The 24,382-nt window shown below is 55.4% G+C and carries 20 protein-coding genes; 16 read left to right on the forward strand and 4 right to left on the reverse strand.

Features of this window, described 5'->3' with window-relative positions:
* The 9 genes from G477_RS20525 to G477_RS0109065 all read left to right on the forward strand — a co-directional run bounded on the left by G477_RS20525 (position 1) and on the right by G477_RS0109065 (position 10,782).
* A complete protein-coding gene (locus G477_RS20525; protein WP_051287861.1) occupies positions 1-1,029 on the forward strand; it encodes a glycosyltransferase family 2 protein in 1,029 nt (342 codons plus the stop codon).
* Positions 1,022-2,770 carry an ABC transporter ATP-binding protein gene (locus G477_RS19205; RefSeq protein WP_035211671.1) on the forward strand — a complete coding sequence of 583 codons (1,749 nt, stop codon included), beginning with the start codon at positions 1,022-1,024 and terminating at the stop codon, positions 2,768-2,770. The genes G477_RS20525 and G477_RS19205 overlap by 8 nt, the downstream gene beginning before the upstream one ends.
* Positions 2,771-2,792: 22 nt before the next feature.
* Positions 2,793-3,725 (forward strand): phosphoribosyltransferase, encoded by a 933-nt coding sequence (locus G477_RS0109025; RefSeq protein WP_026697675.1) that lies wholly within the window; start codon positions 2,793-2,795, stop codon positions 3,723-3,725.
* A 67-nt stretch (positions 3,726-3,792) separates the two neighbouring features.
* Positions 3,793-4,677 carry a hypothetical protein gene (locus G477_RS20530; RefSeq protein ID WP_051287863.1) on the forward strand — a complete coding sequence of 295 codons (885 nt, stop codon included), beginning with the start codon at positions 3,793-3,795 and terminating at the stop codon, positions 4,675-4,677.
* Positions 4,674-5,687, forward strand: coding sequence for a UDP-glucose 4-epimerase GalE (galE, locus tag G477_RS0109035; RefSeq protein ID WP_026697676.1), 1,014 nt, complete (start codon positions 4,674-4,676; stop codon positions 5,685-5,687). The genes G477_RS20530 and galE overlap by 4 nt, the downstream gene beginning before the upstream one ends.
* Complete coding sequence (locus tag G477_RS0109040; RefSeq protein ID WP_026697677.1) at positions 5,684-6,286, forward strand: sugar transferase; 603 nt, start codon at positions 5,684-5,686, stop codon at positions 6,284-6,286. The genes galE and G477_RS0109040 overlap by 4 nt, the downstream gene beginning before the upstream one ends.
* A gap of 659 nt (positions 6,287-6,945) precedes the next feature.
* Positions 6,946-8,586 (forward strand): Na/Pi cotransporter family protein, encoded by a 1,641-nt coding sequence (locus tag G477_RS0109055; protein ID WP_245575451.1) that lies wholly within the window; start codon positions 6,946-6,948, stop codon positions 8,584-8,586.
* Between the two features lie 217 nt (positions 8,587-8,803).
* Entirely contained in the window at positions 8,804-9,175 is a 372-nt protein-coding gene (locus G477_RS0109060) for a DUF8042 domain-containing protein (protein ID WP_026697679.1), read from the forward strand.
* Positions 9,172-10,782 (forward strand): glycoside hydrolase family 88 protein, encoded by a 1,611-nt coding sequence (locus G477_RS0109065; RefSeq protein ID WP_026697680.1) that lies wholly within the window; start codon positions 9,172-9,174, stop codon positions 10,780-10,782. Before G477_RS0109060 ends, G477_RS0109065 begins: the two co-directional genes overlap by 4 nt.
* Positions 10,783-11,109: 327 nt before the next feature.
* On the opposite strand, the gene G477_RS21200 is transcribed toward G477_RS0109065, so the two are convergent.
* Positions 11,110-11,448 carry a hypothetical protein gene (locus tag G477_RS21200; protein WP_026697681.1) on the reverse strand — a complete coding sequence of 113 codons (339 nt, stop codon included), beginning with the start codon at positions 11,446-11,448 and terminating at the stop codon, positions 11,110-11,112.
* A gap of 736 nt (positions 11,449-12,184) precedes the next feature.
* Between G477_RS21200 and G477_RS0109085 the strand changes: the two genes are divergently transcribed.
* From G477_RS0109085 to G477_RS0109095, 3 genes are all read left to right on the forward strand, one after another.
* Positions 12,185-12,460 (forward strand): hypothetical protein, encoded by a 276-nt coding sequence (locus G477_RS0109085; protein ID WP_026697683.1) that lies wholly within the window; start codon positions 12,185-12,187, stop codon positions 12,458-12,460.
* Between the two features lie 920 nt (positions 12,461-13,380).
* Positions 13,381-14,907 (forward strand): AbgT family transporter, encoded by a 1,527-nt coding sequence (locus tag G477_RS0109090; RefSeq protein WP_026697684.1) that lies wholly within the window; start codon positions 13,381-13,383, stop codon positions 14,905-14,907.
* A gap of 448 nt (positions 14,908-15,355) precedes the next feature.
* Positions 15,356-15,733, forward strand: coding sequence for a DUF4870 domain-containing protein (locus G477_RS0109095; protein WP_026697685.1), 378 nt, complete (start codon positions 15,356-15,358; stop codon positions 15,731-15,733).
* 325 nt (positions 15,734-16,058) lie between these two features.
* Here G477_RS0109095 and G477_RS0109100 read toward each other — a convergent pair whose 3' ends face one another.
* Together G477_RS0109100 and G477_RS0109110 are read right to left on the reverse strand one after the other, a co-directional pair.
* On the reverse strand, positions 16,059-17,546 hold the full coding sequence (locus G477_RS0109100; RefSeq protein ID WP_026697686.1) for a methyl-accepting chemotaxis protein: 1,488 nt from the start codon (positions 17,544-17,546) through the stop codon (positions 16,059-16,061).
* Positions 17,547-17,831: 285 nt separating this feature from the next.
* On the reverse strand, positions 17,832-18,578 hold the full coding sequence (locus G477_RS0109110) for a Crp/Fnr family transcriptional regulator (protein ID WP_026697687.1): 747 nt from the start codon (positions 18,576-18,578) through the stop codon (positions 17,832-17,834).
* Positions 18,579-18,660: 82 nt separating this feature from the next.
* On the opposite strand from G477_RS0109110, the gene G477_RS0109115 reads away from it, so the two are divergent.
* The gene (locus G477_RS0109115) at positions 18,661-19,146 is read left to right on the forward strand and encodes a hypothetical protein (protein ID WP_026697688.1); all 486 of its coding nucleotides are present in this window, start codon (positions 18,661-18,663) and stop codon (positions 19,144-19,146) included.
* 203 nt (positions 19,147-19,349) lie between these two features.
* On the opposite strand, the gene G477_RS0109120 is transcribed toward G477_RS0109115, so the two are convergent.
* Positions 19,350-20,216 carry a sulfurtransferase gene (locus G477_RS0109120; protein ID WP_026697689.1) on the reverse strand — a complete coding sequence of 289 codons (867 nt, stop codon included), beginning with the start codon at positions 20,214-20,216 and terminating at the stop codon, positions 19,350-19,352.
* A 247-nt stretch (positions 20,217-20,463) separates the two neighbouring features.
* Between G477_RS0109120 and fliD the strand changes: the two genes are divergently transcribed.
* The 3 genes from fliD (at position 20,464) to G477_RS0109140 (ending at position 24,224) form a co-directional block, all read left to right on the forward strand.
* Positions 20,464-22,050 carry a flagellar filament capping protein FliD gene (gene fliD / locus G477_RS0109125; protein WP_026697690.1) on the forward strand — a complete coding sequence of 529 codons (1,587 nt, stop codon included), beginning with the start codon at positions 20,464-20,466 and terminating at the stop codon, positions 22,048-22,050.
* Positions 22,051-22,689: 639 nt separating this feature from the next.
* Positions 22,690-23,274 carry a TetR/AcrR family transcriptional regulator gene (locus G477_RS19215; protein WP_051287865.1) on the forward strand — a complete coding sequence of 195 codons (585 nt, stop codon included), beginning with the start codon at positions 22,690-22,692 and terminating at the stop codon, positions 23,272-23,274.
* A gap of 32 nt (positions 23,275-23,306) precedes the next feature.
* The gene (locus G477_RS0109140) at positions 23,307-24,224 is read left to right on the forward strand and encodes a cation diffusion facilitator family transporter (RefSeq protein WP_035211676.1); all 918 of its coding nucleotides are present in this window, start codon (positions 23,307-23,309) and stop codon (positions 24,222-24,224) included.
* The last annotated feature ends 158 nt before the right edge of the window (positions 24,225-24,382 follow it).

The following is a 24,382-nucleotide window of genomic DNA, read 5'->3' on the forward strand; positions in this document are numbered from 1 at the left end:
ATGATCCCATTAGTAACCGTTATTATCCCCGTCTATAATGCAGAAACGCATATCAGCGCCTGCCTGGAGTCGATTCTCCGTCAGGAATGGCCGACGCTGGAAGTGATCGTCGTCGACGACGGCTCGACGGATCGCTCGGCCGAAGAAGTGCGCGCCTGCAACGACCAGAGAGTGCGTCTCCTGCAGCAGCAGAATGCGGGCGTCTCCGCTGCGAGAAACCACGGCATTCGTGCAGCCCGCGGCATGTATATCGCTTTCGTGGATGCCGATGATGAACTAGCCGATGCGGGGTACGAAGCCGTGATGAACACCGCCCTCACCACCGGAGCGCAGCTGGTCACCGCGCCGTACGTGATTGTCCAGGACGAGCGGGAAACCGTCTCGCCGCACTGGGACGGTACGGACGTGCTGGAGCAGGCGCAGATCCGGACGGAACTCATGCCGGCGTTGTTGAACCGCGGCCATTTCAGCCTGGAAGCCTGCTTTAACAAATTGTACCGGCGGGATCTGCTCGAAGGGGCGTCCTTCGACGAAACCCGCTCACACGGGGAGGATGTCCGGCTGAACCTCGAGCTGCTGGAGCGCGCGGAGCGGATTGCGTTCGTCCCGCTGCCGTTCTACCGCTACATGATCCGGGAAGCGCCATCGCTCACACGCGGGTTCCGCGAGGATTTATTTGACTATTACCGGGAAAGCAGAGACTTCGGCATCGAGCTGTGCCGCCGATACGAGCTGCCCGAACTGATCGATCACATGGAACACGACTTCGCGTTATATGCGCTCGCGTATCTCGAAGAAGCAGCGGCTGCTCCGCTGCCGGACGAAAAAAAGCGCGACATTGCTGCGAAGGTGCTTGCCAGCAGCGCTTTTCAGGATGCGCTGTCGGCCTTTGCACCGCCGTCCGTGTACTACCGGCTGCTCGCCCGGACGGCCGGATGGAACATGCCGGGGATGGTGCTGGGGCTGAGCAGTACGAAACAGCACCTGCTGTTGTGGAAGGAACGAAGAAAGGAGGGAGCACGTGCTTGATACGATACAGAAACTTTGGAGTCTATTTTCAACGAGGGAGCGCCGCCATTTAGTGATGCTCCTCTTTTTCATGATCATTGCTGCTTTTCTTGAAACGCTGAGTATCGGACTGATTATTCCGCTGATCGGCATTGTCACCAATCCGGGCATCATTCAGGAGCAGGCTGCGCTTGCTTACTTGTATGATGCGGGCGGCTTCACGTCCACGTTCGCGTTCACGGTGGCGGCAGTGGGGGCGATGCTGCTCGTCTTTCTGCTGAAAAACTTGTACTTGATGCTGTTTCTCTACATGCAGCAGCGCGTCATCTTAAAGCAGCAGGTGCGGCTGTCGGTGCGGCTGTTCCGACGGTATTTAACGAAGCCGTATGAATTCCATCTGCAGCGGAACACGGCGGACCTCCTCCGGAATGTCAAAGGGGAGACGCAGAAAGTGTTCCAGGGACTCGTCATGTCCGGCTTCCAGCTGATGACGGAGCTGCTCGTGATTCTCTTCATCCTGACGCTTCTCCTCGTTTCAGCGCCGGGTGCCACGTTGACCGCAGCAGGGCTGCTGACAGTCGGGATCGGGAGTTTCTTCTTGTTCTTCCGGCGGAAAGTCTCCACGCTCGGCTATGAACAGCAGGTCATTCACGGTGGGATGATCAAATCAGTGAACCAGGGCCTGGGCGCATCGAAAGAAATCAAAGTCTCCGGCCGGGAGGCGTTTTTCATCGACTCCTATGCCGGGCGGAGCAAAGAGCATGCGAAGAACACGCTGTACATGAATATGCTGGAGCAGACGCCGAGGCTCTTCATTGAGACGTTCATCGTGTCGACCGTGCTCGTGTCCATGCTGATCATTCTTTTCCAGGAGACGTCCCCGGAAGGCATTATTGCCATGATGGGACTGTTTGCGATGGCTGCATTCCGGCTGATGCCTTCCATCAACCGGGTGGTGAACATGCTGAATGCGATCCGGTTCAACCGGCCGGCACTGGAAGTCGTTCATCAGGATATGCAGCAGCTGGAGGAATGGGACAGGCCGGACGGCGAAAGCGGTCCTGCTTTCACGAAATCGATTGATGTCGACCAGGTATCGTACTGGTATCCGGACCAGGATACCCCGGCGCTGCAAAACATTTCGCTGTCGATTCCGATTGGCAGTTCTACCGCCTTCGTCGGAAAATCGGGGGCCGGGAAATCCACGCTGGTGGATGTCATGCTCGGGCTGTATCAGCCGGACGAAGGGACGATTCACGTCGATGGGATTCCACTGTTTGATCAGCTCGGCCGATGGAAGCGCCGGATCGGTTACATTCCGCAGCACATTTATTTATCCGATGATTCCATCCGCGCGAATGTGGCGTTCGGCATCGCGGAAGAGGACATTGATGAGGAAGCGGTCTGGTCGGCTTTGAAGCAGGCCAACGTCGATCAGTTTGTGTCTGAGCTGCCGCAGAGTATCGATACGGTGATAGGAGAACGCGGGGTCCGTCTCTCCGGCGGGCAGCGGCAGCGTCTCGGCATCGCGAGAGCGCTCTATCATGATCCGGATATCCTCTTCATGGATGAAGCCACTTCCGCCCTGGATCAAGAAACCGAAAAACACATTATCGAAGCCGTCGATGCATTGAAGGGGGAGAAAACCCTCATCATCATCGCCCACCGTCTGTCGACGATCGAGAACTGCGATTTGATCTACGAGCTCCAGGACGGCCAGGTGATCGGCACGAGGCAGCCGGCTGCTCGAGAAACGAGCTGACAAACGAAACGGAGGGAGCCATATGATATACCGCAGTTACGAAGATGCAGATACACTCCTGCGGCAGCAGCTGCACCGCATCCGGCCCATGAAGCCAGACACGATCGTCGGGATTCCACGTAGCGGCATGATACCCGCGTACATGCTCGGTGCGCTGCTGCATGCACCGGTGATCGATCTGCAGACGTTTCTCGAGAACCCGGAGGAAGGCGGACGAATCCTGTTGGTGGATGACTGTATCGGTACGGGAGGATCGCTTCGTCAAGTACTCGAAGCGATCCCGGCCAACGTGCATTCACGTCTGAGGACGTGCTGCCTGTATTCAAACCAGCCGGAGCGCACAGACGTTGATTTGTTTCTTGAATACCTGCCGCGCGTCGCGGTCTACGAGTGGAACATCATGCACTGTTTTATCGTGAGAGAAGCGGTGTTTTCGCTGCGGGCGCTCCTGACGTCTATGCCGAAGGCGGCGGCTGCCGAAAAAATAGAAGCGTGCTGCCGGTACAGCCGCCCGAAAATCATTCCCGCCGAACCGATTCATACGCTGCTCTGTCCTCTGCCGGAAGCTTCCCGCAGCAGTGTCGAAGCATGGCTCGCCTATTACGGAATCCAGGTCCGGCAGCTGGTCTTCCAGCCGGAACAGAAGCAGTCGTCCAAAGCCGGAAGCTGGGAAGCGCAGGTGTACCGAAAGAGCGGTGCAGAGCTTTTCGTAGCGGGATCCGTGGAAGAAGCAGAGGCCGTTTTCGCCCGCTCCGGCAGGCCGGTCTTTTCGACAGAAGCAAACCGCCTGTTCTCACGGGGAATTCTCTATACCGCGCTCCGGGGGTCGCGCACGGCCCGTCACTATGTATACAGCAGGGTGCGGAACAAAGCCGAAGCGCTGCCAGGCCCCGTCCCGGCATCGTTGAAATGGCTGTCCCGCAGAGTGCCGTGGAGGGCAGGGGCCCCGCGCTGAAGCAGTCGTCGGAATATTGCTCGACCCGGCTGCCAGCCGGCACTTTACATGATGAAGGAGGAAGACGATGCAGTACAGATCCTATAACGATGTCCGTCAACGCATCCAGCAGCACGCCGAGGTGTTGAACGCCGGCAGGTATGACCTCGTGATCGGTGTCAGTGAACGAGCGATGGTGCCCGCCTACATGGCGGCGCTGTTGATCAACGTACACTGCTGCTCGCTCGAGGATTATGTCCAGGATAAACCATTGAAAAAAGGGTCCACGAGAAAGACAAAACAGGCGCTTCAACTCCCGTCCGAAGCGGAGCGGGTGCTGCTGGTGGACTACATGCTCTCCGACGCCGGATGCCTCAAGCAGCTGATCCGGCAGCAGGGGAAAACAATCGACGTGACGATTGTCTCGATCTACGCAGATGAGGTCGATCCACCGGCAGTCGATTATGTCTTTGATGTACTTCAGCGACCGGTCCTGTTCGAATGGTCCCTGTTCGAGGAGGAAATCACGTCCAGAGCCTGTTTTGACATCGATGGGGTGCTCTGCCGGGACCCATCGCCGGAAGAGGATGCCGATGGGGAACGCTACCGCCACTTTCTCGCAACGGCCCCGCCGCTCTTCCTGCCAAAGGGGCGGGTGCCGTATGTCGTCACGAGCCGCCTGGAGCAGTACCGGGCGGAGACGGAGCTCTGGCTGGAGGCACATGGCGTCGACTATGGCGAGCTGCTCATGATGCACCTTCCTCCCGGTGCGCATCGGACGCTCGCCTCCAGCACGGCGCATAAAGCAGATGTTTACGCACACTGTGATGCCGATCTTTTTGTGGAAAGCAGCCACCGCGAAGCAGAAGCGATTCACCGCCTGACATACAAGCCGGTATACAGCTGGGAAACAAACGAACTGTTCTCGCTGCAGCGTCCCCGGCCGAAGCTGACAGAGGAGGTACCATCATGAAAATACTCGTAACCGGTGGCGCCGGCTATATCGGCAGCCACACCGTCGTCGAACTCGTCCATGCAGGATACGACGTCGTATTGGTTGATAACCTGTCCAACAGCAGCCCGAAAACGCCGGACGTCCTGTCGTCGATGACAGGGCGGGCGCTTCCGTTTTATGAAGCCGATCTGCGGGACCGGGAAGCACTGCAGCGGATTTTCCGCACGGAGAAGCCGGATGGCGTGATTCATCTTGCCGGCTGGAAAGCCGTCGGCGAATCAGTGAAGCTGCCGCTTTCCTACTATCAGAATAACTTGATGAGCACGATCACGCTGCTCGAAGTGATGGAGGAAGCCGATGTGCGCAATCTCGTGTTCAGCTCCTCTGCCACCGTGTATGACCAGGCAGCAGCCATGCCGCTGAAAGAAACGAGCGGGATCGAAGCCGGTAATCCATACGGCAGGACGAAAGAATTCATTGAAAAAATGCTCCGCGATACGTGGGAAGCGGACAAGGAGTGGAGCATCGTGAGCCTGCGGTACTTCAATCCGGCCGGTGCCCATCCGAGCGGGCGCATCGGAGAGAAGCCGAACGGCATTCCGAACAACCTGATGCCGTATTTATCGCAGGTGGCTGCAGGCGTGAGGGAGGAGCTGCACGTGTTCGGCAGCGACTATCCGACACCGGACGGGACCGGCGTCCGAGATTACATCCACGTCTGTGACCTTGCTGCCGGCCATGTGCGGGCGCTGGAAGTGCTGTCCGACAGCTGCCGCTATGAAGAAATCAACCTCGGTACCGGAGCGGGAACGTCGGTACTGGAGCTGGTGCAGGCGTATGAGCAGGTACTCGGACGTCCGATCCCGCTCAAAATGGTCGAACGCAGACCGGGGGATGCCGCCGTCAGCTTTGCAGATACACACAAAGCGGTGGCCCTGCTGCAGTGGAAGCCCGAGCGCGGCGTGCAGGACATGTGCCGGGATGCCTGGCGCTGGGAACAGCAGCAGGCAGCGGAGGTGCTCCAATGAAGCGGCTGCTGGATGTGGTCGTGTCGGCTGTCCTGCTCGTGCTGTTCCTCCCGCTTCTGGCAGGCACGGCCATCGTCATCCGCCTCCGGCTCGGCGGACCGGTTCTCTTCACCCAGGTCCGGCCGGGGCTCCATGAAACGCCGTTTACCCTCTATAAATTCAGAACGATGACAGATGCACGCGGCCCGGATGGAGAGCTGCTGCCGGATGAGCAGCGGCTGCCGCCCGTCGGACGGAAAATCCGCTCCCTCAGCCTCGATGAATTACCCCAGCTCTGGAACGTGCTCCGCGGCGACCTGAGCCTCGTCGGTCCGCGCCCGCTGCTGATGGCCTATCTGCCGCTTTATACAGAGGACCAGCGCCGGCGGCACCTCGTGCGGCCGGGTATCACCGGTCCGGCGCAGGTGAGCGGCCGCAACAACTTGAGCTGGGAAGAAACGTTCCGCCTCGATACCGCCTACGTGGACCGGCATTCGGTTGCCGGGGATCTATGGATTCTCGTGCGGACTGCAGCGAAGGTACTCCAACGGCAGGATGTCCAGCAGCAAGGCGAAGCGACGCGCCGGCCGTTCACCGGATCCGGATCGGCGTCATCCTGATGGAGAGTGTGTGGATTTCCGCTGAAGCTGGAAACCTTGGGGGCCGGCTCTGCCAGTAGGTCATAAGAGAAAAGGTGGCTTGCTCCTAGATGAATGAACACTTTCCGCATGACCGTCCATCGAAGTCGGCTGCTGGGGTTGAGAGGAAAAGCGGGTCGCTTCACGGTGAAATCGAGTCGCCTGCCGGCATGAAGCGGGCGGCTGGCGGAAAAAACGGGTCGCTTGGCCAGAAAAAGGAGCCAGCACGGTAATATTGAGACAGGACGAGCGTGGAACCGGCAGCCCGTGAGCAAGTTTGAGACGGTCTGCCGGCCATTTGAGCCACTTCCAGCCGGACCATCGACGACCAGCAATTGGAACCACCCACCCAGGCGGCACTTCTGACCAAATGCCCTTCGTGCATTTGGTCTTTTCTTTTTTACATACCTCCCCAGCATACGGCCGTCTGCTCCCGGCCTTCTTCCTCTGTACCGCCCCTTCCCGCGGGATCCCCCCTTTTCATTTCCATCTTTTTGTCCCCTATCCGCAACAAAAGCGACAATCTTTACAAAAAATTAATATTCGTACAACAAGATGTTTACAATCCGATGGTAAGGTTAGCCATGTTGTCAAAAAAAGCTGAAACATGGGAGAGATGATCATTCATGGATGTACAGGCGATGTTGTTTTTATTCCTCGGGGGACTCGGGGTGTTCCTCTTTGGAATCAAATATATGAGTGACGGGCTGCAGAAGACAGCCGGCGAGAAATTACGAAAAATCCTGGAGGCGGCGACGAACAGCTCTGTCCGCGGTATTTTTGCGGGGATGCTGGTCACGATGCTGCTGCAGACATCCACCGGTTCGACCGTCATGATCATCGGACTCGTCAACGCGGGGCTGCTCAGCTTCCGGCGTGCCATTCCGATGCTGCTCGGCGCAAACCTAGGTACGACCGCGACCGCGTTTATGATTTCCTTTAAAATCGGTGACTACGCGCTGCCGATTTTGTTTGCGGGCATGATCCTGATTTTCTTCTTTAATAAAAAACGAATTAACAACATCGGCCAGGTCATTTTCGGTTTCGGGATGATTTTCCTTGGGCTGAACACGATGTCCGAGGGGCTGTATCCGTTCCGGGACGTTCCCGCATTTGTTGATATGATGGCGACGCTCGGGCAGAATCCGCTGCTCGGGGTGCTGGCAGGAACCGGCTTTACGATGCTGATCCAGAGCTCAACCGGGGCAATCGGGGTGCTGCAGACGATGGCCGTCGATGGCCTCGTAACGCTGGAGCAGGCGCTTCCGATCCTCTTTGGGGATAACATCGGGACGACGATCACGGCCGTGCTTGCTTCCATCGGTGCGACCGTTGCTGCCAAGCGTGCCGCGATGATTCACGTGATTTTCAATGTGACAGGCACGATTATGTTCCTTATTATTCTGCCGATCGTCCAGGCTGTTGTCGTCTGGATGTCTGCGAACTTCGGCGGGGACATCGCCCGTGAAATTGCCTACGCGCACGGCCTGTTCAACTCCGTCAACGTGCTGCTGCAGTTCCCGCTGATCGGGCTGTATGCCATTCTTGCAACGAAAGTCATCCGTGGAGAAGATGATATCATCCAGCACGGCCCGCAGTACTTGAACCCGGCCTTGATCCAGCAGCCGACGTTTGCCCTCGAGAAGGCCCGTCAGGAAGTGGTACACATGGGGACACTCGCGAAAGAGAACGTCGTCCATTCCACGAACATGCTGCTGAAAAACGATGCCAAAGAAGGCGAGCGCACGATACGAAAAGAAGAAATCATCAACGACCTGAACCACGAAATCGTCGATTACTTGACGAAAATCGGGGTGCGTTCGTTGAACCAGCAGCAGTCGTCGATGAATTCCCTGCTGATGCATAACGTGACCGATATTGAACGCGTCGGGGACCACTGTGAAAACTTGATGGAGCTCTCCGAGTACTCGATTGCGCATAAAATCAACTTCTCCGAAGAAGGAACAAAAGAGCTGGAACACATGATTTCCGTTACGTCCGAGGCGTTCGGTCAAGCACTCGAAGCACTCGAAAAGCAGGATCTCGAAGCAGCGATGAAAGTGCTCGAACTCGAAGGACAGATTGATTATCTCGAAAAAGAAGGACGTAAATCCCACGTCCAGCGCATGAATGCAGGCATCTGCTCCGGCGCGAGCGGCATGGTCTTCCTCGACATGCTGAGCAACCTGGAGCGGATTGGAGACCACGCTTCCAACATCGCCGAAGGGGTTATTCAGATGAATCGGGAAGAATATGACCCGGCTTCCGGCGGCATGGAATAAGTCACCGCTGCATCGATCGAAAGACAGAATCCCCCGTCAGAAGGACGTTCCTTCCGGCGGGGGATTCTGCTGTGCGGCGGGGTCCTCCCCTTGCCCAGGCCGAAGCCTGCTCGCACATCGAAATCTGCAGGAGCACAAAAGCAGGTGTTTTCTTGTGCAGGAGCTGTCATTGTCTGTATGATAGAAGCAGTACGTACATAGAAGGGTAGTGATCGAAATGGAAAAAACAATTCCCGTGATGCAGCAGTGCATGCAGATTGCAGAAACAGTCGAAAAAGCCGCAGAGCATATTCAGCGGCTGCTGCTGGAAACCGAGATTGAACAGACCGCGTACCTGCTGGAAGACGTCGTAAGTGCCTTCGCGACGGTACAGGAGTCGATGGAGCCGATCCGTCGTGAGATCGACGTGATGCCGGAAATCGAGCAGCAGGCGTTCGAACTGCAGCGGGCGCTCGGTCAGCTCGTCGACGCCTACGAAGAAAAGGACCAGCCGAAGGCGGCAGAAATCGCTCAGTTTACGTTCGTCCCGGCCGTTAAGGCGTGGCGCCGGGCGATTGATGACACGTTCGAAGCGTATATGGAGCTATGAACCGGCTGCAGGAAAGTCATCTCCAGCAGCTTTGGCAGTGGTTTACCGAAGCAGGTGCGCCGCAGCCGGATCTGCCGGAAAAAGAACTTTTTCTGTCCGTCAGTGATGGCATCCGGCCGGCTGTTCGTCTGGACGAAGCGTCTGCGGCGTTTCCGGGCAAAGGCCTGCGCGTGGATGTGCCGGTATCGAGGCGCAGCCTCGGCACGATCCTGCGCCCGGGGGCAAAACTGCGCATCGAAGTCGGCACGGATGCTTTGATCATCGGAGAAACGATGACGCTGTTCCCCGGAGAGATAGAAGCCTTCGGGATTGCCGAGAACCACATGTGGCATCCGGACCGGGTCGAGCGGGCGCTTACCGCCTCGTCTTCGGTATCGGAGGAGATGCTCCGGGAGCTCTTCGTGGAAGAGCAGGAGGACGTCGAGGTCGTCACGTGCGAGTCGTGGTTTGTCCACGACCGCGGCGTCGTGCGTCTCGGTGAACGGCCCGTTCCTTCCCCGGAAGTGGTAGAGGCGGCGGCCCGCCGCGCGGGAGATCATTATTTTTCCGAGGCGGTAAGCAGGGACGGCCGTATTCTGTATGAATGGAACCCGGCGACCCGGGAAAAAGCACGCGGATACAACATGCTCCGGCACGCCGGTACGGTGTATGCGATGCTGGAATTATATGAGCGGACCGGAGGGGAGACGCTGCTCGCTCAGGCCGGGAAAGCACTCCATTTTCTCGAACAACAGATCCAGCCGGTAGGCAGCGAGGGGCAGCAGGCACTCGTGCATAACAATGCAGTGAAGCTCGGGGGAAATGGGCTGGCGCTTGTTGCAATGGCCAAGTGGACGGAAGTGAAGAACGACCGCCGCTATGTCCCGCTCATGCAGGATCTGGCTTCGTGGATTCTTGGCACCCAGGATGAGACGGGCCGGTTTGCGGTGCATAAGATGAATGCGGAGACGGGCGAGAAAGCGGATTTCGAATCGGGGTATTATCCGGGAGAGGCGATGCTCGGCCTGATCCGCCTGCACCAGCTCGATGGCCGGGAAGGCTGGCTGGATGCGGCGGAACGCGAGGCGTCGTATTTGATTGACCGGAGAGATAAAGGCAAGTCGATCCACACGATCGCCCATGACCACTGGCTGCTGTATGCGCTCAATGAGCTGGAGGCCCTGCGGCCGAACGACAAGTACGTCGCGCATGCCGAGCTGATTGGCGAAGCGATTTTTCAGGCGCAGCGGATCGAAGGCGTGCAGGAATCGTGGGTCGGTTCGAGCCGGATGAAAGGCCCGCCGAGGTCGACGCCGACAGCCTGCAGGACGGAAGGAACCGGCGCTCTCTGGCAGCTGGCAGCAAGGCATGGGAAAAAGGAGCTGATGAGCCGCTGCCGCGAGTCGATGGCACTAGCGGTGGCGTTTCAGATGCAGATGCAGTATACGGAAGCGACGGTACATCATTTTCCGTATCAGCCGCTTCTGATCGGGGCGCTCCGGGAGAGCCTGGTCCACTATACCGTGCGCAATGATTTTACCCAGCATAACGTCTCAAGTTTCCTCCAATACCTCCACGTGCTGGAGTCAGAAACGGCGGAAGCAGAAAAATCGGGGCATCACGAATAGCAAAGAATCCTCAGAGAAGGGTCCGGCTGCACGCGGCCGGGCAGGAGGAGCAGCAACGCGCCGGAAGCGATTCTTCCGGCGCGTTTCGTCATAGAGAGAAGGCCGTTCCTCTGCCAGCGGGAGGGACGGCCTTTTTATATGCAGAGAACAAAAGCAGAGCGACTTTTGATCGGAACGGCCTGAACCGCTGGCGTTCGAGAAAAGAAAGAGGGCTTCTATCTTCCCGTGCAGCGTATGAAGCCGACGTCTTCTTGTATGAACACTTATACATTCCTATACTATAAAAAAAGCAGCGGAGGAACATCCTCCGCTGCTGGTGCTTCCTAATTAATAATCGTCGTCGTCGTCGTCATCGTCGTTCATGAGGTCGTCGTCATCATCGTCATCGTCGTCGTTCATGAGGTCGTCATCATCATCGTCATCGTCGTTCATCATGTCGTCATCGTCATCATCATCGTCGTTCATCATGTTATCGTCATTGTTAAGGTCGTTGTTCATGTTGTTGTCCATGTTGTCATCATCGTTCATTGGGTCGTTCTCGACGTTGTCGACGCCACCGTTGTCATTCAGGCCGTCGTTATTCATGTTCTCGTTATCGCCACAGCCTGCGAGTACGCCTGCTGCGAGAAGTGTAGATACTGCGGAAATTTGTAGTGTTTTTTTCATGGAAATAGTTCCTCCTTTAATTTGAACTCTACTTCGGGTATTGCCATTTGGCTGGATGTTCAAACGTACACACCCTGTTTTTTACATTGTTACATAATTTACGTCTGGTGCTTTGGTACATCGTTTTTACCGCTTCGTACTGCGAAATCAGCGGGAAAGCGCTCTCTTATCCCGCTGAATTTTCCTCTGTTTTTTATCAAAAAAAATAGCATTCGATGTTTTTCTCACATTTGCCCACATCTCTGGAAAAGAGAAGCCCGACCGAGGCCAGGCGCTGCATCTCCTCTTGAAAACATAGAGGGAGGACGGACATAGACGCGCCGCCCCCTGCATGAAGCCGGGGACTACGCTGCCTGCGGGAGGGAGCATGAAGAAACCTGCAGGAAAAGGCCGATGTTTAAAGAGCGGGAAGTGCCTGTTCGTTTGAAGCAGATCGGAGTAGCGGTGGAAAGAAGGCAGAAAGTTCTTTGGGCGATAAGCTGGAGATGGTTTATTGAGAGAGAGACGACGTCGCGCGCTGCGCGGGAAGAATCCTTTCTTCCCTTCAAAAACCTGGTCCGCACGCCGTACCGCCCTTTTGATCGGAATCCATTCCACGGCGAATGCAGAGAAGTTTCTTCCTGTTGATACTTGTGCTGGATTTTGAAAGAAAGTAGGTGTAATAGGTAGAAGAGAAGGGAAAAGAAGCCGATAAGAAAGTAGCGGGATTCTATCCCGTAGAAAGGAGGTGCGGACTGTGGATCTTGGCCGCATGTCACATGCAGCAAATCAAATGCAGACGCAGCACCAAATCTCCGAGCTTCATCAGCAGCAACAGCAGGTGGAGCGTGCTGGAGTACAGCCGGGCCAGGTCGTTGATCAGACTGACCAGGCTCCGGATGCGCAGAACGAAGAGCAGCAGGAGCAGAGTGAACGCTCTTGGGAAGATCAGCGCATGCGCCAGCAGGAGATGCAGGCAGCGCAGCAGAATGCGCAGCCGTATCTCGGCGGAAATATCGATTTCTTTGCATAGTTCCGCCAGACCCGCCGGTTTTCCGGCGGGTCTTTTTTGAAGTATAGGAATGTATAAGTTTTCATACAAGAAGACGGCGGCTGCTTCCGCTGCAAAGGACACACGCCTCTTTCCCGTTAACCGCCTGCAGCGGCTTCCCGTTCCGAGCTGCATTTCTTCTGCAGATAGGAGGAAGGTGCTGCGTGATGGCGGGGTTTCGGTGTGAGTCGACAGGGCCTCATGCATACCTCGACGTACCTCTTGCCTCGTGTGGCGGGGTTTGATCCGTCTGGCGGGCTTTTTCTCCGGGGCGACGGCCTTTTGCCGCGGGGCGACGAGGTTGGAGGGCCCGGGCGACATGCTTTGCCTGTCGAGTCGACCAGGTTTCTGCCGGACCAGCGGCAGGGGCGAAGAACGGCCAGCTTGTCACTGGCATAGAAAACAGATAACCTTTTGTCCCACTTCATCGCAGCGAGGAAGACGGCAGCTCCGTTCCCTGCGCTTACAGCAAGAAGTGCGGGCTTCCATTGCAAGTCGGCGTATGTCGTTTCGGCCGATGGCCACCTCTTCCATGCGAACTCCGCGCACAGGGGGACACAGCTGAAAACAACCGTCTACAGCGTCTTTGCGGTGTGATATTTCTTTCGGCTTAAAAATATCCATTATTATCCATTATATCCTCTAAAAGTCTTTTTTAGACTGAAATTTCCCATCATTCTCACTATTTTACTTTTTCTTCCTTTTTGCACGCGTAAGCGCTATACTACCGTGTAGGCTGCCAGTTTACACGTTCTGTTAACGTCTGTTCGGAAGTGGCGTCAGCTGCATACTCGGTTTACAGGCGCCTGCTGGTGTCGGGCGGTTCTTCAAGAAAGAAGCCGCAGACACGCCAAACAATAGGAGCTTGAACAGAGCGATCTGAAAAAAGGAGGATCCTACATATGGAAAGAAAACGTCATGGTTTTTTTCAGCGGTTTCTCGATGGGATCGAGAAAACAGGGAACCGTCTGCCGCATCCGGTCACGCTGTTTGCGATTTTGACGCTGCTTGTGATCGGATTGTCTGCAGTGATCTCGGCTGTCGGGATCGAGGTTGAACATCCGGGAGAGGAAGGAGAGGTAGTTGCCGTTACAAGTCTTCTCGACCGGGAAGGCATTCAGTACATGCTCACGAGCATGGTAGATAACTTCATCGGTTTTGCGCCGCTCGGTGTGGTTCTCGCAACGATGCTCGGGATCGGTCTGGCAGAGCGGACTGGGTTGATCAGTGCGTGTCTGCGCGGTTTTGTTCTGTCGATTCCGAAAGCACTCATCACAGCCGGGCTCGTTTTCGCCGGCATTATGTCGAGCGTGGCATCCGACGCTGGTTACGTCGTACTGCCGCCGCTCGGTGCTGTTATCTTTGCTGCGCTCGGCCGTCATCCACTGGCCGGACTGGCCGCTGCGTTTGCCGGAGTTTCTGCCGGGTTCAGTGCCAATCTGCTCGTGTCTGCGACGGATCCGCTGCTCGCGGAACTGACCATTTCCGCTGCGGCGATGATGGATCAGACGTACGCCGAAGGCATGAACATCCTCATGAACTATTACTTCATCATCGTGTCCGTCTTTCTGCTGACGCTGGTCGGCGCTTTCGTGACGGAAAAAATTGTGGAGCCCCGTCTCGGAAAGTATGAAGGAGACTACACTGAGGATCTGAACGGCTTGAGTGGGGTGGAGAAAAAAGGACTGCTGTGGTCCGGCCTCTCCGTTGCGGCCGGCCTTGCCATTGTCGCCGCGCTTGTCGTGCCGGAGCAGGGTGTGCTGCGTGCCGATGACGGCGGCGTGATTCAGTCTCCGTTCATGGATGGCATCGTGCCGATTATCGCGATTCTCTTCTTCCTTCCGGGACTCGTATACGGGATTGTGACGAAGGACATTACGAATGATAAGGATGTAGCAAACAAACTTTCCGAAACGATGGCGGCGATGGGGATGTTTATCGTCCTCGCCTTCACTGCGGGGCAGTTTGTTGCCTACTTTGCCGAAACGAACATGGGCATCGTCATCGGGGTTTACGGCGCAGAAGCACTCGATGCCAGCGGCCTGCGTGGAATACCGCTGCTGATTGCGTTCATCTTTGTGGCCGGCTTCATCAATCTCTTCATCGGAAGTGCATCGGCCAAATGGGCGATGATGGCACCGATTTTCGTCCCTGTCATGATGCAGATGGGATATTCCCCGGAAGTCACACAGATGGCCTACCGGATCGCCGACTCGACAACAAATATTATCACGCCGCTCATGACGTATTTTGCGATCATCATCGCGTTCGCGCAGCGGTATGATAAGAAGATGGGCATAGGGACGATGATTTCCGTCATGTTCCCGTATACGATCTTCTTTACGATCACCTGGATCATTATGCTCGTCGTCTGGATCCTGCTCGGCGTCGATCTCGGACCTGGTGCACCTATTTACTACGAAAACTAAATGAATGAAAGAACAACCCGCGTCGGAAGTATCTGCTTCCGGCGCGGGTTTTGGATTTTAAACCGATGGATCAGAATGTAAAGGAGCGGATAGCTGCTCTGAAAGCGTAAAAAGCCTATGCTTTCCGCAGCGAACCTGCAGTAAGGCGCAACTGTCGACGTCAGACACCGCCCTGCATAATAAAGAAGAAAATTAGTCAAATAGACTCATCTTAGGGGTGGGGAAGAAGATACATCCGCTTACGACGCGATAATTCCCTCCCATTTGTATAAATAAGCAAGATAAATAACGTTTATCCTGGTTCTTTTATCACTTATGACGTTCAGTCTATCGAAATATTCGTATGGCGGACTAATTTTGCAGAAAATTCTGATTTTATATACTTTTCAAAAATGCTATAATAAAATCAATGCATTGGACTATGTTTAGATGAAGGAGGAGGTTTATCATGACCGATAAGCAGCCGCATCAGCCGCAGGAGCAGACCACTAGTTCGGGCCTGACGCAGAATGTCGCCGCAGTACTTGCCTACGTGCTTGGTTTCATCACGGGACTGATCTTCTTGTTTCTTGAAAAAGACAACAAGTTTGTCCGTTACCATGCGATGCAGTCCATTGTGCTCTCCGTCGCCTTCTTTGTTCTCAGCACGGTGCTTGGATTCATTCCGCTTCTCGGATGGCTTCTCGCAGCACTATTGACACCGGTAGCTCTCATTGTATGGATTGTCTGCATGATCAAAGCTTACCAGGGACAATGGTTCGAATTCCCGCTGGCGGGTCCTTTTTCTAAAGAACAGGTGGAGAAGATGAGTCAACAGCAGCAGTAAGAAAGGCATTCCTGTCTATGTTTCTATACAGTTCTGATACGACAGCACGCCGGAAGCAGAGATGCTTCCGGCGTGCTTTTTTCAAAGTATAAGAAAGTAAAAGTTTTCATACAGGGGACGGCGGCTTCATGCGCTGCTCGGTAAGAAACAAAAACGTCTTCTTCCCTCAAAAGGCTTGCAGCGCTTCCGCACGCCGTTCCGACCAAAAGGCGCTTTGAGCTTTTGTTCTTAGGAACGTTTTTATTAGAAGAGGGCGGCGGCTCCGCGCGCTGCCCGCCGTTTTTTTAGCGGCGCGGGTGTCTGCTGGAGAAAGCACCTGGTGCAGTCAGGCGGCTGTGTCTGCTGGTTTATCTCCTTGAATGTTAAACGCGTATTCAACGATAATGATCAGATCGCCTTGTTTGACAGCGGCGAATTTCCCGTAGTATCCGTCCAGGCGGGTGACAATCGGTGTGAAGATTTTCTGCCGGCTGCCATCTTCTGCAAACGTTTGATACGGCGGGAACAGCTCGAACAAATTCAGTCCGAGGGCCTCTTGTTCTGTTGCGCAGACGACGGTGCCCGAGGAATCGAGAATCTGGAAATTACCGGTGCCGAGCCTGCCGGCGAGGGCCGAAGCCTGCTCTGGCGTATGGGACGCATCGACTTGTTCTTTCAGCAGCTCCAGCTGATTCTCCAGAACGACGTGGATACTCTGGTCGGAAACGAAGGCGTAGACGTGGGAGCTGACTTCCTCTAGATCCTGTACGGAAGTCTGCAGGCCGTTCATCTCTTCTTCCACTTGATCAAATGTCCGGCGCACCCGCTGCACCTGTTCTTTGTTTCTGCCTGTTTTTTCTTCGAGTGTCTGCATTTCGTCATTCATCTGCAGCAGTTCGGTCCGCATCAACTGCAGCGTGTCATTCATTCCGGCCATCTCTTCGCGGGCTGTGCCGGCCTGCTCAGCGATCGCGGAGATGGCGTCTGCTGCTAGAAAGACTTCTTCCTGCACCTGGGAGGCGAGCGTTTCGTTCACGTTGGTCTGTTCGGCAGCGCCGTCGAGAGCCCCGGTGACATTCGAAACGGCATCGTTGATTTGGGACAGGGAGTTGGAGGTTCCTTCCGATAGTTTCCGGATTTCATCGGCGACAACCGCAAACCCTTTCCCGGCTTCTCCGGCCCGGGAGGCTTCAATGCTGGCGTTCAAGGCGAGCAGGTTCGTCTGGTTGGCAATGTCTTCGATCACCTTGGTGAAGGAGACGATCTGGGCAGCTGCCTGCTGCACGTCTTCAATCTGCTGTTTCATCGCTGCCGCTTCTGTGCCCATTTTTTTCACGGTTTCAACCGACGTCTCGATGTTTGTCCGGACAGCGGATGCATCCGCTGCATTCTGTTCAGCTGCGGCCCCCGTCGTAGCTGCGCTCTCCATCACATGTTCGATGGCGGCAGCGGTGCCGTTGACGTTGGACTGGACGTCCTGAAATGCCGACGCATAGGTGTCCGTGCTTTCCGCCAGCCCACTGACTTCGCGGCCGGCCTCTTCCATGCGCTCATGATTATCTTTCATAAACGAGGTCAGTTTTCCCGCCATTTCCGACGTCCGGAGGGAAGCGATGACCATTTCTTCGAACGTTTTTTTCTGGCTCTCGTTCAACTGCTGTATGTACGCGAGTGTTTCCGATCCGCTGGTCTGGTGCTGAAGACCATGCATAAAATCTCCGTCTGCTGCTTTTTTCAGCATGTTTTTGATGTGCTGATGCTTCCGCTGCTGCACGAAGTGGTAGATCAGGGCCCCTGCGGCCGCACCGATCAGAGCCGTAAGTAGATACAACATACAAATTCCCCCTTCAAACGTATCGATATGAAACGATTGTACCATACTAAGGAAAGGGAGGAAGGAGGCAGGAACGACTTTTTTCATGACGCCGAAAAGAAACGTTCTCCTCAAGAAGTCGAGCTTTCATCCCGGGAGAAAGGGGTTTTCTGCACATCAGATTCCCATCCTGTGGAAGAAAAAAATGTTTGTACTTACCTTTTGTGAGCTGGGTCACTGAATAACATTCATTTCCTATGCTACAATTTGAAGACAACACCGGGTATTTCGTAGAGGATACAAAGTCTATTCATTTTTGTGGTCCAGGTAGGACTGGGTGCGGTGCCAGGCCCGGTCGTGCGAAATACCATTGGAAGTGTCAGCCTCTTCTTTCAGGCGCTCTTCATCTAATATGTAGACCGTCCGTTTGTGCAGCTCAATAACGCCTTCCATCTGCAGTTCCCGGAGTGCCCGGCTCACAGATTCCCTGGATGCACCGATCATGGCTGCGGCATGCTGGTGTGTCAGCTTCCAGCCGATACGGATGCCTTTCTCCGTCCGGACACCAAAGTTGGTGAGGAGATCGAGCAGCAGGTTGGCAGTCCGGATCCGGACATCGTAGAAGGCGAGGTATTCGATTTTTCGGTCCGCCTGCGTGAGTCGCTCACTCAGAATGTAGACGGTCTTATACAGAAGGCCGGGATAGCGGAAAGCGATGGAACGCATTTCCGGTGCAGGCAGCCGCCAGACGACCGTTTCTTCGATAGCTGCAACCGAGGCGGTTCTCACACTGCTGTAATGGAAAACTTCGAGCTCACCGACGGCCTCCCCGGGGAACTGGTGCCCGAGAACCATCTGTACGCCATGATACTCGCGGAAAATTTTCAGTGTTCCTGAGCGGACAACGTACATGCTGTCTCCATGATCTCCTTCGAAATACAGGACTTGTTCTCTGGCTAGGTGGATTTCTTCTGTGAAAGAGTCGAGCAGTTCTTTTTCATCCAGAGGAACAGATTCGTGGAAAAAAGGCGTGTAGAGCACATGGTTGTACATGGGTCAGCCTCCCTGTCATTTTTCTGTATTGTACCATATTTCCAACTTTTGTACATTTATTACTCAGAGAGGATGATGTCTTATGAACCGTCATTTATGGACCGACTTTTATATTACGAAATTACCGGAACTTGGCTATTCCCAGTGTCTGACGAGGCTGTTTGAGAGCAGCGGAGATCAGGACGTCTACTGCGGGGAGGCATCCATCTTTTTATTTCCTCCGTCGATGCGCCGGCATGTCGGCATGGTTGAGGCAGCGGCTCACGTCTCGGATGACGTAGTGGAAGCCGTACGTGCCTTCCATCTGGAAAAAGACATGCACCACACGGGTACCGTGGCGGTCATCGGCCGGGTGCATGTTGAAGAGGCGGTACGCGGCCGCGGCCGTGGTACATGGTTTGTCGAGGACGTGGTGGATTCGCTGACCGATCTGCAGGTAGATGCCGTGACCGTGCTGCCGGACCTTGGCAACACGGTGTTCCGCCAAAAAACGGAGGACATGTTTGCCGCTGCCGGATTTCAGACGGTGGACGGCCGTGCGCCGGGCGTCATGAAGCGGGTGCTCTAGTACAGCCCTTTGGGGAAGAAGGGCCCGGCCGGCGAAGGCAGTCATGTCCCTAAAAAACAGAGAGCCCGTCCACGGAGGACGGGCTCTCTGATTGATTCGTCATTCTAGCTGTTAGGGAAGAACAAACACTCTGTTCTTCCCTTTGTAATCCTGCAGCGACGCCGCCCACCGCTGCGCGCAAAAGGCGCTGCTTCTTTTTTCTATCAGCCGGATTCCATCGGCCTGTTGTCATCCGAGGCCCATTCGGTGATCGAGCCGTCGTAGACGGACACTTCCGGCTGCCCGATCGCGTGGAGCAGCATGGCATTCCAGGTAGCTGCAATCCCGCCGCCGCAGTAGGCAATGACTTTTTTGTCCGGGTCCGGCAGGCCGGCTGCAGCGAACGTCTCTCTCAGCGCTGCTTCCTGCGGTGGGCCGTGTGCCGGACATAGGTCATGGAAAAAAATATTTTGACTGCCGGGAATGCTGCCGGGGCGTGGATAGGTCGATGTCTCTCCTCGGTGGTCAGCAGGCGACAGGCAGTTCATCAGCAGGATCCCGGGATCGTGCAGCGCCTGCTCCACATCCGCTGTGGACGCATACCAGCCTGGAGCAGGGCGCCCAGCGAAGCTGCCGGGTGCAGGAGTGACGGCACCTGATTCGAGCGGCCGGCCTTCTTCTTCCCACTTCGGCATCCCTCCTGCCAGGACGTATACGTTCTCGTGCCCTGCCAGCCGGAACTGCCACCAGAGTCTGCTCGCCCAGTCCGATGCCTCCGAGGTGCCTGCGACATCCGGACCGCGGTCATAAATCACGATCGTGCTGTCATCCGAAACACCGGCGGCTGCGGCAGCCTCGGCAAAGGCCGTATGTCCAAGTGCGGTGAACGGATAGGGAGAAGCCGTATCCGAGAAATCCCGGAGCAGGTCAGCAAACACGGCTCCAGGGATGTGTGCCTGCTCATAGGCACTACGCCCGCCGGTCACCCGCAGCCCTTCGCTCGTCTCTTCCATAAAAACCGTCGCGTCGAGCAGTGTGATGCGGTCCTGCTCCTTTTCGACAAAGTCAGTCGTGGCAAATACTTGGTGCATGCCGGATCCCTCCTGAAAAGTTTTTTCAACAAGGTGGCTTTTGAAGCCGCCTTGTTGAGCATGATCTCTCTCAAGAATAACGCGGGGATGCTTCCATGACAAAAGAGATGTTTCTGAAAAAATCAGGCGCAGGAGCTTAACATTATTGAACATCTGCCGATACGAGGGGTAGAGAAAACGGTACTGAAAACAGAAAAAGCGTGCCTCGGCCGCCTTTTTCTGTTTTTTATTTAAAGGAGGAACCACAATGGATGGTGTGAATCGAATGACCGGCTTTGCATCCGGCATGGATATCAATCAGCAGGTGGCGGATATGATGCGAGCGGAGCGTCAACCACTCGAACCAATGCAGCAGGATCTGCGGGAGACAGAGATGAAAATTGATGAGTACCGGGACATGAACCGGAAATTCCTCGAATTTGATGACAGTATCCGCGAAAGCATGATCCGAACGAACACGCTCTCGAGCCGGGAAGCGGAGAGTTCGGATGAGTCGCTCGTCTCGGCCTCGGCCACCTCAGCCGCTGGAGAAGGTTCCTACACTGTCTCGGACGTCTCCCTGTCCCAGCAGGAAGTTCGTGCTTCGGATGGAGCGATCGTGAATGATACGGAGAACTTTGATCCATCGATGCCGATACGGGAGCAGCTGGAGATGATCGATGGCATGGAAGAAGGGGAAGACCTCACGTTTGCCATCGCCACGTTCAACGAAGCGGGAGAACAAATAGCGAGAGAGTTCGAGATCGGAGACAACGACTCGATGAATGACGTCGTGAACGGGATGAACAACTCGGACCTCGGTATTCAGGCTTTCTTTGATCCCGGTTCGGGGCAGATGTCGATTCAGCGGAGTGAAGAAGGTGTCTTTAATCCTGATGAGGAAGGGGAAATCCTCTTTGGCGCCATGGACGGCGGCGAGTTTACGGCAACGGAGGACGGCCTGATGACATCAGCCTTTCAATTTTCCAACGACGACGCCCCGGTTCAGGCCGCATCGAATGCGACCTTCAATCTTAATGGAATCGACATGGAGCAGCAGGGGAACACATACAGCGAGAATGGTCTGAACCTGACGCTGAATCAGTCGTTTGAAGACCAGTCGGTGCGCATCGATGTCGCTGCGGATGACGACCGCATTTTCGACACCGTCATGGGCTTTGTCGAAGATTACAACGAGCTCGTCGGAACGGTACAGGAAAAAACGAACGAAGAGTACTTTCGGGATTATGCGCCCCTTACCGACGAACAGCGCCGTGAACTGGATGAATCCGAGGTGGAGCTGTGGGAAGAGCGTTCCAACAGCGGTCTCCTGCAGCGGGACAGCATTCTTACAAGCGGTCTCAGCAGCATGCGCCAGCAGATGTATCAAACTGTCGAATCCGATCAAATGGACGCTTCGTTCAATCAACTGACGGAAATCGGTATCACCACCACGTCGGACTTCCGGCAGGGCGGTATCCTGGAAGTGGATGAAGATGAGCTGCGCGCGTCAATTGCCGAAGATCCGGACGCTGTCGAGAATCTGTTCCGCGGAGATGGGGATACACCGGAAGAGCGTGGGATTGCCCGAAGGGTCCTCGACAGCACGTCGGATGTGATGGCGCAGATCGGCGAACGAGCCGGCAGAACCGACCTCGCTCAAAATGAATCTTTTACGCTGGGACGCGAATTTGAGCAGCAGCAGGACCGTATCTCCAACTTCGAACGACGAATGGACCAAGTGGAGGAACGCTATTGGAGCCAGTTCACCCGCATGGAGCAGGCGATGGCCGAAGCGAACAACCAGCAGCAGCAGATGATGTCGCAGATGGGCGGCATGGGCGGCCAGATGTAAGCACACGCCCGACAACCTTTTACGCTGTGAACGGCGGACTCAAGTTCCGCCTGGATATAGGAATTTCAAGCACTCCCTTCGAAGCAGCCGCTTCGGAGGGAGTGCTTTGTTTGAATAAATAGCAGGCTGTTGGCGGCTTCCGCAGCTGCTCGGGAAGGATGAAGAACCCATGCTTGCCGTATCCACCGTTCCGGTCCAAAGGCGATCTGCGCTTTTAAGCATTAGTGGAAAAGGGGGAGTTTTTCATTCGTGTGACTGCACGTCCGCTCGGAGTGACCGTTCCGGTGCGCGAAACGTCCGCTCCGGCACCTGGAGTGACCGCCCAGAGCCGTAGTGACTGCTTTTCGCTGCTGAACGTCTGCTGCGGTCTGCTGAGTGACCGCCCGCTGCAGCTGAACGTCCGCTCTGGCAGCACGAACGTCCGATCGGCTCCCAATCCGGCATCCACGCTGACCGGCAGGATAAAATGCCTTCTTCGCAAACGCCTCTTATGGCATGGAAGTCAAGGCCTCCTCTATCGGCCCGTTCCCATGGCTCTTCCACCGGCTTGACAGAAAGATAACGGTGAGGTAAAGTAGAAAAAGTTAATGACTGACGGTCAGTCACTAAACATCATTCATGTATTGGAGGTGAACGGCGATGGGAGAGCACCCGGCCAAATACGAAGCGCTCCTGGAAGCAGCCAAAGCGATTATTGAAGAAGACGGCTTTGATCAGACTTCCGTATCGAAAGTGACGGAGCGAGCCGGCACAGCCAAAGGCACGTTCTATCTTTATTTCCAGTCAAAAAAAGAGCTCGTCCCGGCGATTGCCCAGCAGATCCTGGAAGAACAGCTCGCCCGTATTCAGGAAGCTGCCGGGGAAGAGCCGGAGCGGCGGCAGCTGCTCGAGTCGATGATCCGCGTCACCTTTGCGATGACGAAGCAGTATAAGACGCTGATCACGTTCTGCTATGCCGGCATTTCGCTGTATTATTCGTTTGAACGCTGGGAGGCGCTGTATGAGCCATACAACCGCTGGCTGTCCGGCGCCTTTGCGCGGCTGCAGGAAGAAGGGAACGTCATGGATGAGCTGGAACCAATGCAGCTCGTGCACTATACGATCGGGCTGGTCGAACATGGAGCCGAAGGGCATATCCTCTCCCGAGCCGTAGAGCAGACGGAGGACGAAGCCGTCTCCAGGCTCCTGCTTATCACCGATAAAATGATCCGGCCTTCCAAGTAAGGCCGGCAGGAAATTATGTTGGAGGAGACATCATGAACGAAGCAAAGGAAAAAAACGTATTGTGGATGTCTGTGATTGCAGCCATTTTATTCAGCGGGGCCGGTATTGTGTTCGGTCTCCTGTTCCAATCGCAGATGATTTTATTTGATGGACTATACTCGCTGATCAGTGTCGGCTTGTCCTACTTGTCGCTGCTGGCGGCTTCGTTTATGTCGAAAGCAGACTGGGAACGCTACCCTTTCGGCAAGGACATGGTCCAGCCGCTCGTGATTCTCGTCAAGTATACGGTCATTCTGCTGCTCGTCCTCGCCTCGCTCACAGCGGCCGCTGTGGCTGTTCTGCAGGGGGGACGGATGATGGATGTCGGGCCGTCCTTTGTCTACAGCCTGATTGGCATGGCTGCCTGTGCCGGGGTCTGGCTTTATCTGCGCTGGCGTTCTGTGCGGGGGACCTCGGCCCTCGTGAAAGCAGAGTCTGATCAGTGGATGATGGACTCCATGATCAGCGTCGCTGTTGCTGTCGGATTTCTGGTGGCTTTTCTGATGGAGCAGACGGGCACCGCTACGGCGCTGGTTCCTTACGTGGACCCGGTGATGGTGATCCTCGTCTCTGTCTATTTTCTCCGCTTTCCACTGAAGGAAATGAAAGCAGCACTCGCTGAAGTGCTCGAGATGCGTCCGTCGGATGAAGTCCGGCAGGATATTGCCGCCGTCGTGAGCGGCGTAGAAGAAGCGTATGCGATCTCCGAAACGTTTCTGCGGGTGACGAAGGTCGGCAGAACGATCTGGGTCGAAGTTGATTTCGTCGCTGAGCCGGATACCCCGCTGGATTCGCTGCGTGTACAGGACCAGATCCGTGAGCAGATCGCATCGGGAATGAACGGCCTTGCTCCGAAAAAATGGATGACCGTTTCGTTTATGCACAACCGCCGCTGGGCGGTAGAAGAATAAGGCTTTTCTATAGTGGCTTTAGCCCGGTTGAGGGTCTAAAGCCCTTTTTTGCGTGAAACAGTGAAGACTTCCGATGACAAGGCCGATAATAGAAGCAGAGAGAAAGAGTAAAACCGATTGAAGACCGAAGGAGCAGGGCGGACGGGGGAAAAGACGGA

This window comes from Alkalicoccus chagannorensis DSM 18086 (assembly GCF_000429725.1).
GTDB lineage: Bacteria > Bacillota > Bacilli > Bacillales > Salisediminibacteriaceae > Alkalicoccus > Alkalicoccus chagannorensis.